This is a genomic window from Sphingobium sp. KCTC 72723, assembly GCF_014280435.1.
Classification (GTDB): Bacteria; Pseudomonadota; Alphaproteobacteria; order Sphingomonadales; family Sphingomonadaceae; genus Sphingobium.
This window is the reverse complement of record NZ_CP060388.1, coordinates 1,126,034-1,140,224: the sequence shown is the minus strand read 5'-3', so window position 1 is coordinate 1,140,224 and position 14,191 is coordinate 1,126,034. Positions and strand designations below refer to the sequence as shown.

The 14,191-nt window shown below is 64.3% G+C and carries 13 protein-coding genes; all 13 read left to right on the top strand.

Annotated features, from left to right (window positions below; all coding sequences use genetic code 11):
• Positions 1-9: 9 nt before the first annotated feature.
• The gene (locus SPBM01_RS05625) at positions 10-405 is read left to right on the top strand and encodes a copper-binding protein (RefSeq protein ID WP_188064381.1); all 396 of its coding nucleotides are present in this window, start codon (positions 10-12) and stop codon (positions 403-405) included.
• A gap of 101 nt (positions 406-506) precedes the next feature.
• Complete coding sequence (locus SPBM01_RS05620; RefSeq protein WP_188064380.1) at positions 507-926, top strand: MerR family transcriptional regulator; 420 nt, start codon at positions 507-509, stop codon at positions 924-926.
• Between the two features lie 175 nt (positions 927-1,101).
• Positions 1,102-2,985, top strand: coding sequence for a cytochrome c/FTR1 family iron permease (locus SPBM01_RS05615; RefSeq protein ID WP_188064379.1), 1,884 nt, complete (start codon positions 1,102-1,104; stop codon positions 2,983-2,985).
• A 93-nt stretch (positions 2,986-3,078) separates the two neighbouring features.
• Positions 3,079-3,738: a cation transporter gene (locus SPBM01_RS05610; protein ID WP_188064378.1), complete on the top strand. Its 660-nt coding sequence runs from the start codon at positions 3,079-3,081 to the stop codon at positions 3,736-3,738.
• Positions 3,739-3,756: 18 nt separating this feature from the next.
• Entirely contained in the window at positions 3,757-4,092 is a 336-nt protein-coding gene (locus SPBM01_RS05605; RefSeq protein WP_188064377.1) for a hypothetical protein, read from the top strand.
• A gap of 65 nt (positions 4,093-4,157) precedes the next feature.
• A complete protein-coding gene (locus SPBM01_RS05600; protein WP_188064376.1) occupies positions 4,158-5,423 on the top strand; it encodes a TolC family protein in 1,266 nt (421 codons plus the stop codon).
• 119 nt (positions 5,424-5,542) lie between these two features.
• Positions 5,543-6,709, top strand: a complete 1,167-nt coding sequence (locus SPBM01_RS05595) for an efflux RND transporter periplasmic adaptor subunit (protein WP_188064375.1) — start codon at positions 5,543-5,545, stop codon at positions 6,707-6,709.
• Positions 6,706-7,128, top strand: a complete 423-nt coding sequence (locus SPBM01_RS05590; protein ID WP_188064374.1) for a hypothetical protein — start codon at positions 6,706-6,708, stop codon at positions 7,126-7,128. Before SPBM01_RS05595 ends, SPBM01_RS05590 begins: the two co-directional genes overlap by 4 nt.
• Complete coding sequence (locus SPBM01_RS05585; protein WP_188064373.1) at positions 7,125-10,382, top strand: efflux RND transporter permease subunit; 3,258 nt, start codon at positions 7,125-7,127, stop codon at positions 10,380-10,382. The genes SPBM01_RS05590 and SPBM01_RS05585 overlap by 4 nt, the downstream gene beginning before the upstream one ends.
• Before the next feature lie 16 nt (positions 10,383-10,398).
• On the top strand, positions 10,399-10,755 hold the full coding sequence (locus SPBM01_RS05580) for a DUF190 domain-containing protein (RefSeq protein ID WP_188064372.1): 357 nt from the start codon (positions 10,399-10,401) through the stop codon (positions 10,753-10,755).
• Positions 10,752-13,286 carry a heavy metal translocating P-type ATPase gene (locus tag SPBM01_RS05575; protein ID WP_188064371.1) on the top strand — a complete coding sequence of 845 codons (2,535 nt, stop codon included), beginning with the start codon at positions 10,752-10,754 and terminating at the stop codon, positions 13,284-13,286. Before SPBM01_RS05580 ends, SPBM01_RS05575 begins: the two co-directional genes overlap by 4 nt.
• Positions 13,279-13,764: an SRPBCC family protein gene (locus SPBM01_RS05570; protein WP_188064370.1), complete on the top strand. Its 486-nt coding sequence runs from the start codon at positions 13,279-13,281 to the stop codon at positions 13,762-13,764. Before SPBM01_RS05575 ends, SPBM01_RS05570 begins: the two co-directional genes overlap by 8 nt.
• Positions 13,765-14,178 carry a hypothetical protein gene (locus SPBM01_RS21855; RefSeq protein ID WP_262504337.1) on the top strand — a complete coding sequence of 138 codons (414 nt, stop codon included), beginning with the start codon at positions 13,765-13,767 and terminating at the stop codon, positions 14,176-14,178.
• The last annotated feature ends 13 nt before the right edge of the window (positions 14,179-14,191 follow it).

The window sequence follows — 14,191 nt, the reverse complement described above, 5'->3', positions numbered from 1 at the left end:
GAGAAGACCATGACCTATGTACGACTGACGATTGCCCTCGGCCTCGCCGCCATGACTGCCGCGTGCGGCAAGAAAGCGGAGACTCCCGTTGCGGCCGAGACCAACCAGGCGGCGCCTGCTGCCGCAACCATGAACAGCGACATGGGCAACATGGCGATGGCACCGGCGGCCACTGCGCCGATCATGGCCAAGGGTCATGGTACGGTCACCGCCATCGACAAGACCGCGGGCACGATCACGCTCGATCATGGCCCGATCCCCGAAGCCAAATGGCCGGCGATGACGATGGCGTTCAAGGCTGCACCGGCGATCACCGATGCTGCCAAGGTCGGCGACAAGGTCGATTTTGACCTTACGTTGACCGGCAGCGCGGGCGAGGTGACCGCGATCCACAAGCAGCCCTGACCAGGTTCGATGGCGCCGGCCTTCTCCGGCGCCACAGCCTGCTCGACTCTTTGTGCCAACGGTCTCTATAGAAGCCTAAAGTCACTATAGGGTCATGGTCGATGGCGTCAGGGTCGCTCAGCATCGGCAAGCTCGCCGCCGCCACGGGAACGAAGGTGGAGACGATCCGCTATTATGAAAGCGCCGGCTTGCTGGAGGCGCCTGAACGCACGAAGAACAATTATCGTGCCTACTTGCCCCAGCACCTTGCGCGGCTCAGCTTCATCCGTCGCGCGCGGGCTCTCGGTTTTTCCCTCGACCAAGTCCAGGCGCTGCTCGGCCTGGCGGACCAGAAGGACATTTCCTGCTCGGCGGTGGATCTCATCGCGCGAGAACATCTCGCCGAGATCGATCGCAAGTTGAAGGATCTGGCGACCTTGCGTTCGGAGCTGGGCAATCTCATCGTCCAATGCGGGCAGGGGACTATCTCGCAATGTCGGATCATCGAGACTTTGGCGCCGGATATCGAGCGCTCGGGATGACCCGCTATTGCAACTAAGTTGCAGAACTGCTTGACCCTCTAGCTGCTAGAGGGTTTATGAGGCCGGGATGCCTCGCTTCCACCCTGCCGAATCTCGCCGCCCGAGTCCTCCCGTCACACCGGGACCAAAGCCGTTGTTTCGGCGCGCCCTGGCCGTCCTGGCAGCATTTCTCTGTATGGCCGGTGTCAGCACCATTGCCCACGCCGATACTGCTGACGTGCAGACGGCATGGCGGCTGCTCGACTATATGGCGGTCGATTATGGCGGTGCTGTCAGCGGCGGGCGGGTGAAGAGTCCTTCCGAATATGCCGAGATGACCGAATTCGCGGCGTCGGTATCAAGCCGCCTCGCGGCTCTGCCGCCCACACCGGCGCGCGGACCGCTGATCGCCGGCGCAACCCGTCTCCAGGGTTTGATTGCCGCGAAAGGCACGCCCGAGGAAGTCGCCCGCATCGCCCACGGCCTCGCCGCCGATCTACTCAAGGCCTATCCGGTGCCCCTCGCGCCGAGCAAGGCGCCCGACCTGGCCCGGGGCGCCTCCTTGTTCGCGCAGAATTGCGCGAGCTGCCATGGCATGACCGGAGATGGGCATGGCCCCGATGCTGCAAAGCTCACGACGCCGCCGATCGCCTTTAGCGAGGTGAAGCGCGCGCGGCAGCGCAGTCCCTTCGCGCTCTACCAAGTGATCGGTCAGGGCATTGACGGCACCGCGATGCAAAGCTTTGCGACCTTGCCGAGCGAAGATCGCTGGGCGCTGGCCTTCTATGCCGGTCGCTTCGCATTTCCCGATGCTCTTGCCAGTCAGGGCGAGCGGCTGTGGAAATCCGATCCCGACCTGCGGCACATGATCCCTGACCTGACGACGCTGGCGGGGCTGACACCCGAGTCGCTTGCGAAAACGCTCGGACCTGCCAAGGCGGACGCGGTGATCGCCTATCTGCGCCGCCACCCGGACGCGGTGATCCGGCAGGCCCCCGGTTCGCTGACCATCGCGCGCGAAAAGCTGGCACAGAGCCTTGCCGCCTATCGTGGTGGCGACCGCCACGCCGCCCAGGAACTCGCGCTCTCCGCCTATCTCGATGGCTTCGAGCCACTCGAGCCGATGCTGACCGCGCGCGATGCAACGCTCATGGGGCATATCGAAAGCACCATGGGCGAATTCCGGGCGGGGCTCCAGCAGGGGCGCCCCGCGGACGAGATCGCCACCCGCGTCCAGGTGCTCGACGGTCTGTTCGACGACGCCGATGCGGCATTGTCCCCCGACGCAGCGAGCAGCGCATCGACCTTCCTGGGCGCCTTTACCATCTTGCTGCGCGAGGGGCTCGAAGCCCTGCTGATCGTCGTTGCGATGGTCGCTTTCCTGCGCAAGGCGGAGCGGCCTGAAGTGCTGCCCTACGTCCATGGCGGCTGGATCGGGGCGCTGGCGGCGGGCGCCCTGACCTGGGGAATCGCGACCTATGCGATCGGCATCAGCGGCGCGAGCCGGGAGCTTACCGAAGGGTTCGGATCGCTGTTCGCGGCCGTCGTCCTGCTCTCCGTGGGGATCTGGATGCACGGAAAGGCACAGGCGGACCAATGGCAACGCTACATCAGGGAGAAGATGTCGCGCGCGCTGTCGAAGCAGTCGGCCTGGTTCCTGTTCGGCCTGGCCTTCATCGTCGTTTATCGCGAGGTCTTCGAGACGATCCTGTTCTATGCCGCGCTCTGGACCCAGGGCAATGGCAGCATGATGCTGGTCGGCGCCGGCTCGGCGGTCCTGCTGCTCGGGCTCATTGCCTGGGCCATGCTGCGTTATAGCCGCGACCTGCCGATCGCGAAATTCTTCGCCTATAGCGCGTGGTTGATGGCAATCCTCACCATCGTGCTCGCCGGCAAGGGCGTGTCGGCGCTGCAGGAAGCCGGCATCATCGACATCGCCCCGCTTGGCGGCGGAATCCGCATTTCCATGCTCGGCATCTTCCCGACCATGCAATCGATGGCCGCCCAACTCCTGATGCTCATCGCGGTGCTCGGCGGCTTCATTCTCAACCGGCGCCGCGCCGCTGCGGCAACCGGCTGATGCGGGCGGCGCGAGCGAACATTATTTGCCTTGACCCTCTAGCAACTAGAGGGTGCATAGAGATGTTCATGATGTCTGTCCGAGTCCCGATCCATGGTCTGTAGCAGCTGCCAGTCGGACGCGCCGCAAGCGCCCGATCCGCGCTGGCGCCGCATGTTGTGGATCGCGCTCGCGATCAATCTGGCAATGTTTCTGGGCGAGATCGTCGCGGGTATCGCTTCGGGATCGCGATCCCTGCAGGCGGACGCACTCGATTTCCTGGGCGATTCCGCCAATTATGCAATCAGTCTCGGGGTCGCCGGCATGGCGCTGGGCTGGAGGTCGCGCGCCGCGCTGCTCAAGGGCGGCACGATCCTCGCCTTCGGCCTTTATGTGCTCGTCACCACGGTCCTTGCGGCGTTGGGCCGTGGCGTGCCGCAGGCCGAGACGATGGGGATCGTCGGGGTCATCGCCCTGATCGCCAACGGCAGCGTTGCGCTCATGCTCTATCGCTACCGGAGTGGCGACGCCAATATGCGCTCGGTCTGGATCTGCTCGCGCAACGACGCGATCGGCAATCTTGCGGTCCTGCTAGCGGCAGCCGGTGTCGTCGGGACGGGCACGGCCTGGCCGGATCTCGCTGTCGCCCTGATCATGGCGGCCCTGGGTATCTGGGGCGGTCTGCAAATCATCAGCCAGGCTCGCGCAGAACTGCGCCCGAATCCGGCAAGTGAAGGTTCGGCACAACATTCTCTGGCCTCTACGAGCCGATAGTTGCTAGAAGGAGCGTAGATGCATCGATTGACGATCCTTTTTGCTTGCCTGGCCGTGTTCCTGTCCCTGGGGATGGGGTCGGTCACGCATGCAATGGAGCCGATCGTCTGTATCGATGCCAATAGCGCCGCCGAGATTGGTCATGCCGATGGCGATGGCGACCAGGTACCCGCCGATAGCGACAAGGGCTATCCGCACCATCATGGCAGTTGCCATGGCCATCATGTCGCAGCACCATTGGCGAAGGCCGAACCCTTTGGACAGGATTCAGCTGGATCCATCATGCGGCCCGGCCAGGCGATAGCCATGGCAACCGCGGCCGCTGACGCGGCGCTACGACCTCCACAAGCCTGACGATTCCCTAGCTCCCTCCGGCATCGACCGGTGGGCTCTCAAGGTTCGTCAGGAGTTCTTTATCCATGCATCGTGTCATCGCGGCCTTACTGGCCGTAACGTCCTGCGCGTCGATCGCGCAGGCGCAGACGGCCACATCGCCGCCGTCTGCCAATCAACCTGTCTTCACGCTGGACCGTGCCCGTACCATCGCGGGGGGCAGCTCCCCCAGTATCGATGCTGCGAGCGCCGACCTGCGTGCGGCTGGCGCTGCCCGCACCATCGCTGGCCTTCGGCCCAATCCTGAGATTCAGGTGCAGACGGAGAATGTCGCGGGGTCGGGTGATTATCGCGGCGTCCGAAGCGCCGAAACGACCGCGAGTCTTGCCTTGCCGATCGAGCTGGGCGGCAAGCGTTCGGCCCGCATCGCGGTCGCCGATTCCCGCAGCAATCGCGTTCGCATCGACGCAGCTATCGCGCTTGCAGACCTCAATCTGCGAATATCGCAAACCTATATCGAGGCGGCCGCCGCCGAACGGCGGGTGGACGTCGCACGCCAGCAAGCAGAGATCGCAGGCAATGCCTTCAGGGCGGCGCGCGTTCGCGTGACTGCCGGCGCGGGGGCACCGATCGACCAGCAGCGTGCCGACGTGCTGCGTGTCAACGCCGAGCTTGGGTTGGAACGGGCGACCCGCGAGGCCCAAGTGGCACGCGGCAATCTCGCGCGCCTGATCGGTCAGCCCATCGATGGTGCGCTTGATCTGGCCTGGTTCGACCGTATCGGCGGCTACGGGCCGGTGATGACGATCGCGCCCGACGGAACGCTGGCGCTTGCCGCCGCCCAAGCGGACGTGAATACGGCCAGCGCCCAGGTTCGGCTCGCACGATCCCAGCGCATTCCCGACATCACGATCAGCGCTGGCGCACGTCGTCTCGCGCAGACCAACGACATGGCGGCCGTGGTGGGGATCGCCATTCCCTTTCCCGTCTTCAACAACGGTTCCGCAGCTGTCAGCCAGGCCCGGGCGGAGCAGGATCGCGCCGACGCCAATCGCAGGCTGGCGATCATCGAGGCCGAGCAGGCCATTGCAGGCGCGCAGGCCCAACTCGCCAATGCGGCGGCATCGGCCAGATCCATGGGCGGCCCTGGCCTTGCCGCGGCATTGGAGGCCGCGCGGATTGCCCGTGTCGGTTATGCCCAGGGCAAGTTCAGTCAGCTCGACCTGCTGGAGGCGGAAAGAACGCTTGCCGAGACACGCGCTGCCTTCACCGATGCCCTGGCAGCCTATCACGATGCCGAGGCTCGCCTTGAGCGACTGACCGCGCCCGCGCCTGAATTGCGGGAGCGCTGAGCGATGCAGCTATCCTCCTTCAAGCTGCGGTTCGCCGCGCACTTTCCCATCATGACGGCACATGCGCCGTCGATCGCCGGGCTATCGTGCCCAGGCCAGCCCCATTCCGGAGATATCGTATGATCCAAGACAAGCGCCTTCTGGGCGGCGTGGCGGGTGCCGTGTTGTTCGCTGCCGTCGGCGGTTTTACCGTCGCGCGCTGCACGAGCGACACCCCCGCGGCCACGACCGAAACTGCGGCAAAGAGCGACGAGGCTCAGGCCGATGCACCCGCCGATACGATCACGATGACTGCGGCCGCGATCAAGGATGCCGGCGTTGTCACCGAGACGATCGCCGCAGGCGGGCTTGGGGCAGAGATTATCTCCCAGGCCGTCGTCACGCCGTCGCCGACCGGTGAGGCGATCGTGACCGCAAGGGCGGGTGGCGCCGTAACGCGTGTCCTGAAGAGGCTGGGCGATCCGGTTCGTGCCGGTGAGGCGCTGGCGGTGGTAGAAAGCCGCGATGCGGCACAGATTGCGGCGGACCGCACGGCCGCGGGCGCCAAGGCAACGCTGGCTCAGAAGGCGCTGGCCCGCGAACGCTATCTCTATGACCAGAAGGTATCCGCCCGGGTCGATCTGGAGACCGCACAGGCAGAAGCGGCCTCGGCCGCTGCGGAAGCGCGGCGAGCGGCGGTTGCAGCGGGTGCCGCCAACATCACGTCCGATGGTCGCGGCGTTGTCCTCGCCAGTCCGATCTCGGGTCGCGTGACCGCAATGAAGGTCAGTCTTGGAGCCTATGTACAACCGGAGACGGAGCTGTTTCGGGTCGCTGATCCGCGCCAGATCCAGATCGAAGCGGCGGTCGGTGCCGCTGATGCCGCTCGTCTCGAAGCAGGGGACAAGGCGATCATCGAACTCCCTGATGGCCGTACTGTCGATGCGCTGGTGCGGGCTGTAACACCCACGCTCAGCGGCGAAACGCGCGCTGCTACTGCGGTCCTGGACGTGACCAGCAGCCTGCTTCAACCCGGCCTTGCGGTCCGCGTGCGGATGATTCCGAGCCGGAGCGTGACGTCCAATGCGATCGTCGTTCCCGAAGAAGCGGTGCAGTCCGTGGGCGGTCGCGACGTCGTGTTCGTGCGTACCGCCAACGGCTTCAAGGCGACGCCGGTGACGACCGGCCAGCGCAGCGCTGGCCGTATTGAAGTCGCGTCGGGCTTCCCTGCTGGGCGGGCCATCGCCACCCGCAACGCCTTCTTGCTCAAAGCCGAGCTCGGCAAGGGCGCGGGGGAAGAGGAATGAGGCGCGCCACAACCCTGCAGATCGTAGCAGGAAGCGCGGTCGGCTTTTTGACGTCAGCCTGCGCCAATAATCCGGCGCTCGCTATCACGCCTGAAGCGAGATCCGGCAAATCGCTTAAAATCTGGAGCGTCCATGCCGAGGACGGCGGTGACACCGTTCTGGTTCACGGACTGGTCCGGCGCCCAGCATTGGCTCTTGGCATGCTTCATGGGCATCTGCACGTCGTGGCCCGTTTTTCAGATGGTCGCCCCGACGTAACCGCCGACACGCGCTGGAGCAGGATCGCCCCCAAGGGTTCACGCACCGGTTCATATGCCGTGCGCTTGCCGATCGCGGACGCTGCCGCTGTCTCCCAAATCATTGTGTCCTACGCCTCCACCGCTGACGCGGCGGGCACGATCCCAGGAATGAACCCATGATCGCGAACTTAATGGCGCTATCCGTCCGCGCACGCTGGGCGGTCGTTCTCCTTTTTCTCGTCATCGCCGGCTTCGGCGCGTGGCAGCTGACAAAGCTGCCGATCGACGCAGTGCCCGACATCACCAACAATCAGGTCCAGATCAACACCGTCGAACGCGGCCTGTCGCCGATTGAAATCGAAAAGCGCGTCACCTTCCCGATCGAGACCGCCCTGGCTGGCATTCCCGGCCTTGAAACGACCCGCTCGCTGTCGCGCAACGGCTTCAGCCAGGTATCGGCGATCTTCACCGACAAGACCGATCTCTACTTCGCTCGCCAGCAGGTCAGCGAACGGCTGACACAGGCACGCGATACGCTTCCCGAAGGTGTCCAGCCGCAGATTGGTCCGGTCACGACGGGCCTTGGCGAAGTGCTGATGTATTCGGTCGATTTCGCCAATCCCGGCGGGAAAGGCGCGACCGTTCGCAACGGCCAGCCGGGCTGGCAGTCGGATGGCAGTTTTCTGACCCCGGAAGGCGCGCGGCTGACCGACGAGGTGGGCCGTGCCGCCTATTTGCGCACGGTACAGGATTGGATCATCCGTCCGCAGCTTCGCACCGTAAAGGGCGTCGCCGGCATCGACTCGATTGGCGGCTACGCCAAGCAATATATCGTCGAGCCCGATCCGGTGAAGCTGTCCTCCTACGGCATCTCCTATTCCGAACTCGCCAAGGCGCTGGAGGCATCGAACCTCGCAGTCGGCGCCAACTACTTCAATCGCGGCGGTGAGGCGTTCCTGCTCCGCGCGGACGCGCGCATTCGCGATATCGACGAGATTGCCGACGCCATTGTCGCGACCCGTGGCGGCTTGCCGATCGCGGTCAAGGACGTCGCCAATGTGAAGATCGGCGGCGAGTTGCGCACGGGCGCTGCGAGCCAGAACGGCCATGAAGCCGTCATCGGCACCGCGTTGATGCTGATCGGCGAGAATAGCCGCGTCGTCGCGCGCAATGTCGGGGAGAGACTGGACGGGATTGGCAAGTCGCTGCCGCCAGGGATCAAGGTGACGACGGTCCTCGACCGATCGAAGCTCGTCAATGCGACCGTTGCCACGGTTCAAAGGAATCTGATCGAAGGCGCGATCCTGGTCGCGGCCGCGCTGTTCCTGCTGCTCGGCAATGTCCGCGCGGCGATCATCGCAGTCCTCATCATTCCCTTCTCTTTCCTGATGATGGCGATCGGCATGAATGCCTTTCGCGTGCCGGGTAACCTCATGAGCCTCGGCGCCCTCGACTTCGGCCTGATCGTCGATGGCGCGGTGATCATCATTGAAAACTGCCTGGCGCGGCTCGCCCACCGCCAGGAGCATGAAGGCCGGTTGCTCAACCTGCGCGAACGTCTCGAAGAGACGATGCGGGCGTCCCAGGAGATGATCAAGCCGACGGTGTTCGGCCAGGGCATCATCCTGCTCGCTTTTGCACCGCTGCTCATGTTCACCGGTGTGGAAGGCAAGACCTTCTCGCCAATGGCCATCACGATCATGCTCGCATTGGTCGCGGCGTTCATCCTTGCGCTCACCTTCGTACCGGCGATGGTTGCGCTCCTGATCCGAGGCAAGGTCTCGGAAAAGGAGGTCTGGATCATCGCCAAGACCAAGGCGCGCTATGCGCCGTTGCTGCACAAAGCGGTGGCAAAGCCATGGCCGTTCATCGGCGCCGGCTTCGCTTTCTTCGCGGCGTCGGCATTGGTCTTCGGCTTCTTGGGACAGGAGTTCATCCCCCAGCTCGACGAGAAGAATGTCGCGCTTGCCTCGACCCGCGTCCCCTCCGTGTCGCTTGAGCGGTCACTGGAGATGCAGCGCGAGGTCGAAAAGGCAGTCGCCAGCCTGCCCGAAGTTGAGGTCATGTTCTCGAAAACCGGCACGGCGGAGGTAGCGACCGACCCGATGCCGCCGAACATTTCCGACGGCTTTGTGATCCTCAAACCACAGGAAGAATGGCCTGAAGGCGTCAACACGAAGGCCGACGTGCTCAAGCGGATCGAAGAAAAGTCCGGCGCGAAGATCGGCAATGCCTTCGAGGTCAGCCAGCCCATCCAGCTCCGCTTCAACGAGCTGATCGCGGGCGTGCGTGGCGATGTCGCGATCAAGCTCTATGGCGATGATCTCGACAAGATGGGCGTCACTGCGCAGGAAATCGTTCGTGCGCTCCAGACCGTTCCCGGCGCTGCGGACGTAAAGGCAGAACAAACCAGCGGTTCGCCAACGCTCGACGTGAAGTTCGATCGTGCGGCGATCGCGCGTTACGGCCTGACCATCGAGGAAGTCGCCGACACGGTTGCGGCCGCGATGGGCGGGCGTGAGGCGGGTTTGCTCTTTGAGGGCGATCGGCGCTTCGAGGTGACCGTGCGCGTACCGGCGGCCACGCGCGAAAGCCTCGATGCCCTGGCCGCGCTTCCTGTCCTGCTTCCCCAGGAAGCCGGCGGACACAGGGGTTCCGTACCTCTCTCGCAGGTCGCGCAGTTCCGGTTCAGCGAAGGTCTGAACCAGATCAGCCGCGAGAATGGCAAGCGGCGCGTCGTCATCCAGGCCAATGTGCGCGGTCGTGACGTCGGTTCCTTCGTCGCCGAGGCCCAGGCCAAGGTCGACAAGCTGGCCTTGCCATCGGGCTCCTATCTGGAGTGGGGTGGCCAGTTCCAGAACCTGCAAGCGGCGTCGCAGCGTCTCGCGATCGTCGTGCCCCTGTGTTTTCTTGCCATATTCGGTCTGCTCTACATGGCGCTCGGCGGTCTTGCCCGGGCCGCGTCGGTGTTTCTCGCGGTGCCTTTGGGCCTTGCGGGCGGCGTTTTCACCCTCTGGCTGACAGGCATATCCTTCTCCGTTTCCGCCGCGGTCGGATTTATCTGTCTTGCGGGGGTCGCGGTCCTGAACGGTCTCGTCGTGATGACCGCGATCCGGGAGAAGCTGGAGGCGGGCGTCGAGTTGAGCCGGGCCATCATCGAGGGCACGTTCGAGAAGGTGCGGCCCGTCATCATGACCGGGTTCGTGCCGGCGATTGGCTTCGTACCGATGGCGCTCGCGCACGGCACCGGCGCCGAGGTGCAGAAACCGCTCGCTACCGTCGTGATCGGCGGTTTGATCGCGGCGACGATCCTGACCCTGCTGGTGCTGCCTGCCATTTCCAAGGTTGTATTGGGCTTGGGCGAGCGGATCGGTCGCCGGCCTGCAAAACAGCACGATGAAGAGGCCCCGAATGCCTCGCCAGCAACGGCCTGAGAGAGAGGACAAGAAGATGAACGAACAAGCAAAATTGCTGCGCATCTACACCGACGAAGCCGCTTACTTCGGCGATCGCAAGGTATTCGAAGTGGTTGCGACGCGCGCGCGTGACGCCAAAGTGGCCGGGGTGACGGTGCTTCAGGCATTGATCGGCTTTGGCCGATCAGCACATGTCCACCGCCGTCATGTCCTCGAAGATGATCAGTCGTTGGTTATCGAGATCGTGGATGAGGATGCAAGGCTCCGTGCCTTCGTGGCCTCGCTCGCCGATGTGACCGGGATTGGCCTCATGACCCTGGAAGTCGTCGAGATCGTGGGGGGCGAAGCTGCAAGCTTCGCCCCGAGCGACACGCCGGGAGAGGCGCAATGACCGAAAAACTGCGCCTGGAATTGCCGCTCCTCTTGCCCGAAGTCGATGACACGGCCGATGGCTGTGTGGCGCGTCTGGTGGCCAATCTAAGCGCGCGGGAAGGTGTTCTCGACGCACATATCGTCGCGGCGGAAGGCGATGTACCGGCAAAGCTTTGTGTCCATTACGACCCGGATTTCCTATCCTTGCCGCGTATTCGTGAACTCGCGCAAAGCGAGGGCGCGAAGATCACAGAGCGATTTGGACATCTGCGCTGGAACGTCGAAGGGCTCTCCAACCAGCGCCGCGCGCGGACCGTCGCGGAACGACTGCTCCGCGCTCCTGGTATCGTCGAGGCCGATGCGTCTGCTGCCGGCGTGGTGCGGTTGGACTTCGACCGTGAAGCAATCTCGGAGAGCGATGTTCGTCGTCTGCTTGGGGAAATGGGCCTCGGCGTCCGTGCCGAGCCGGGAAGGGCGCCATCATTGCCCGCGGCGGCGGGCGCTGCCGACGCCCATGCCGGCCATGCTCATGGCGATGAAAAGGGTCATGAGGGGCATGACCATGGCGCGGGCAAAGAAGGCGAGGGCCATGATCACGCGCATGGCGGGATGATATTCGGCGCAAACACCGAGATAATCTTCGCGATACTGTGCGGTCTGTTCGCAGCGGTCGGTTTCGGCGTCGAAAAGCTCACCAGCGCTCCGACCTGGATACCGATGGCTGCCTACATTCTGGCCTATGGCTTGGGCGGCTATTTCACGCTTCGTGAGGCGATCGACAATCTGCGCATGAAGCGGTTCGAGATCGATACGCTCATGCTCGTTGCCGCCGGCGGCGCGGCCGCGCTGGGTGCCTGGGCGGAAGGCGCGCTGCTGCTGTTCCTGTTCAGCATGGGGCATTCGCTCGAACATTATGCGATGGGCCGAGCCAAGCGTGCCATCGAGGCGCTCGCCGAACTCGCGCCTCAGACCGCGCTGGTACGGCGGGACGGGCAAACCCGGGAAATCCCTGTCGAGGAGCTTGCGGTCGGCGACATCGCGATCGTCAAGCCCAACGAACGCATGCCGGCCGATGGGTTCGTGGTGGTCGGCACCTCAAGCGTCAACCAGGCGCCGGTCACCGGCGAGAGCATGCCGGTGGACAAGCGACCGGTCGACGATCCCGCGGGCGCTGCGGCACAGCCTGACAAGGTTGCGGCGGCGCATCGGATCTTTGCAGGGACAATCAACGGCGCGGGCGCGATCGAGGTGCAGGTCTCCCGCCTGTCCAAGGACACCACGCTTGCCAAGGTCGTGCAGATGGTCGGCGAAGCTGAGGCGCAAAAGTCGCCGACCCAGCGCTTCACCGACCGCTTCGAGCGGATCTTCGTGCCCGCTGTCCTGGCGCTCGTCGTGCTGCTGCTGTTTGCCTGGGTGGTGATCGACGAACCCTTCCGTGACAGCTTCTATCGCGCCATGGCGGTGCTGGTGGCTGCCAGTCCCTGCGCACTCGCGATCGCGACGCCCAGCGCCGTGCTCTCGGGAATTGCGCGGGCCGCGCGCGGTGGCGTTCTGGTCAAGGGAGGCGGGCCACTCGAGAATCTCGGCACCCTTCGCGCTATCGCCTTCGACAAGACTGGCACGCTGACCGAAGGTCGGCCGCAGATTACCGATGTTATTCCCGCCGACGGCGCCACCGAAGCGGATTTGCTGCGCATTGCCATCGCCGTTGAGAGCCTGAGCGATCATCCGCTCGCCGCCGCCGTTGCTTCTGGCGGTCGTGCGCGGCTCGGCGAGGTGGGGATTCCGGCCGCTACCGACCTGCGCAGCATCACGGGTCGGGGTGTCCAGGCGATGGTCGAAGGCGAGGCGGTCCATATCGGCAGTCCCAAATTATTTGGAGAGGTCGACGGTGCTCCGTTGCCGGAAGGGCTGCGCGATGCCGGTGTGAAACTTGAGGAGATGGGCCGGACAACGATGATCGTCCGCAGGGGCGAGCGCTATCTTGGCGTGATCGGGCTGATGGACACGCCCCGCGCCGCTGCCGTCGCGACACTCGCCCGGCTGCGCGAGCTCGGTATTACCCGCATGATCATGATCTCGGGCGACAACCAGCGTGTCGCCGACGCGATCGCCAAGCAGGTGGGCCTGGATGAGGCCTGGGGCGATCTCATGCCCGAGGACAAGGTCGAGGCCATCAAGAAGCTGAAGGCGCAGGACAAGGTTGCGATGGTCGGTGACGGTGTCAACGATGCGCCGGCGATGGCCAATGCGACCGTGGGTATTGCTATGGGAGCGGCAGGATCGGATGTCGCGCTCGAAACGGCAGACGTTGCTCTGATGGCCGATGATCTCGCGCATTTGCCGTTCGCGGTTGGGCTCAGCCGGCAGACGAGCCGGATTATTCGCCAGAATCTTTATATGAGCCTTGGTGTCGTCGCTGTGTTGCTGCCGGCAACGATCCTTGGGCTCGGAATCGGTCCGGCGGTCCTTGCGCATGAAGGATCGACGCTGGTCGTCGTGTTCAATGCGTTGCGGCTGCTTGCCTTCAAGGATCGAGACAATGTTTGAGGTTGAGCATGTGACGTGCCTGTCGACGTCACCGCTGCGTGTGTGGACGGCGGTGTCCGACCTTGGCGGCTTTGCGCGGTGGCACCCGTTCATCCGGCTGTCGGGCGTTGCTGCGGAAGGAAGCGCGATCGGGTACACGTTCAACACCACCTTCCTGCGCAAGCCCCTGACGGCGCCGGCGACGATCACGCGCTTCCGCAAACCCGCGGAAATCGGCTGGAAGACCGGGATGCGGGGCCTGCTGATGCTTGAGGAAGCCTATCGGATCGACGAGATTTCCTCTGGGACTGAGATCCGTCACACCACGCGCTGCTGGGGCCTCGTTTCGATTCTGGCTGCGCGCAAGATGAAAGGTCACATCCTGGGCAGCATGAAGGAATCGGACCGGGCTCTCGAGCGCTACCTCAGACCCGGCTCGCCGGCGGCGCGCCCGCTTTCGCGCGGTGATCGCCGTGTTGCCAAACGGAAGGCTCATTAAATGTTCGTCGCGCCCACGGAAATTGGGCCGGCAGTGAAGCAGGTGCCACGACGTTTGCGATCTTCAGGGGCTTCTCTCGCGGTCGCGGCCCTGATTATATTGAGCGCGGCAGGCTGCTCCAGCCAGGCGCCCTCGTCCAATCCGCACGACGAAGATCATTTCGCCGGCACAAACCCGCAGATCATCGGGCGTCACATCTATGGATGTGACGACGGTGCGCAAATCACCGTCGATTTCCTTGCTGATGGCCTGACCATCGAGATGCGCAGCACGGCCGACGGAAAGCCGGTACGGCTCAGTGCCCCGGGGCAAGGGCTTCAGTATATCGGCGATCGGATCACGGCCGATGCAACGGGCGGGCAGATGACGATCAACCGTCAAGGGCATCCTGCCCAAGCCTGTCGTCGGATCTAGGGCTCGCGGGAGA

Coding starts and splice junctions, on each gene's coding strand:
- SPBM01_RS05580 (WP_188064372.1), top strand. CDS start 10,399: ATGAACGAACAAGCAAAATTGCTGCGCATCTACACCGACGAAGCCGCT.
- SPBM01_RS05585 (WP_188064373.1), top strand. CDS start 7,125: ATGATCGCGAACTTAATGGCGCTATCCGTCCGCGCACGCTGGGCGGTC.
- SPBM01_RS05625 (WP_188064381.1), top strand. CDS start 10: ATGACCTATGTACGACTGACGATTGCCCTCGGCCTCGCCGCCATGACT.
- SPBM01_RS05590 (WP_188064374.1), top strand. CDS start 6,706: ATGAGGCGCGCCACAACCCTGCAGATCGTAGCAGGAAGCGCGGTCGGC.
- SPBM01_RS05600 (WP_188064376.1), top strand. CDS start 4,158: ATGCATCGTGTCATCGCGGCCTTACTGGCCGTAACGTCCTGCGCGTCG.
- SPBM01_RS05570 (WP_188064370.1), top strand. CDS start 13,279: ATGTTTGAGGTTGAGCATGTGACGTGCCTGTCGACGTCACCGCTGCGT.
- SPBM01_RS05610 (WP_188064378.1), top strand. CDS start 3,079: ATGGTCTGTAGCAGCTGCCAGTCGGACGCGCCGCAAGCGCCCGATCCG.
- SPBM01_RS05620 (WP_188064380.1), top strand. CDS start 507: ATGGCGTCAGGGTCGCTCAGCATCGGCAAGCTCGCCGCCGCCACGGGA.
- SPBM01_RS21855 (WP_262504337.1), top strand. CDS start 13,765: ATGTTCGTCGCGCCCACGGAAATTGGGCCGGCAGTGAAGCAGGTGCCA.
- SPBM01_RS05615 (WP_188064379.1), top strand. CDS start 1,102: ATGGCCGGTGTCAGCACCATTGCCCACGCCGATACTGCTGACGTGCAG.
- SPBM01_RS05575 (WP_188064371.1), top strand. CDS start 10,752: ATGACCGAAAAACTGCGCCTGGAATTGCCGCTCCTCTTGCCCGAAGTC.
- SPBM01_RS05595 (WP_188064375.1), top strand. CDS start 5,543: ATGATCCAAGACAAGCGCCTTCTGGGCGGCGTGGCGGGTGCCGTGTTG.
- SPBM01_RS05605 (WP_188064377.1), top strand. CDS start 3,757: ATGCATCGATTGACGATCCTTTTTGCTTGCCTGGCCGTGTTCCTGTCC.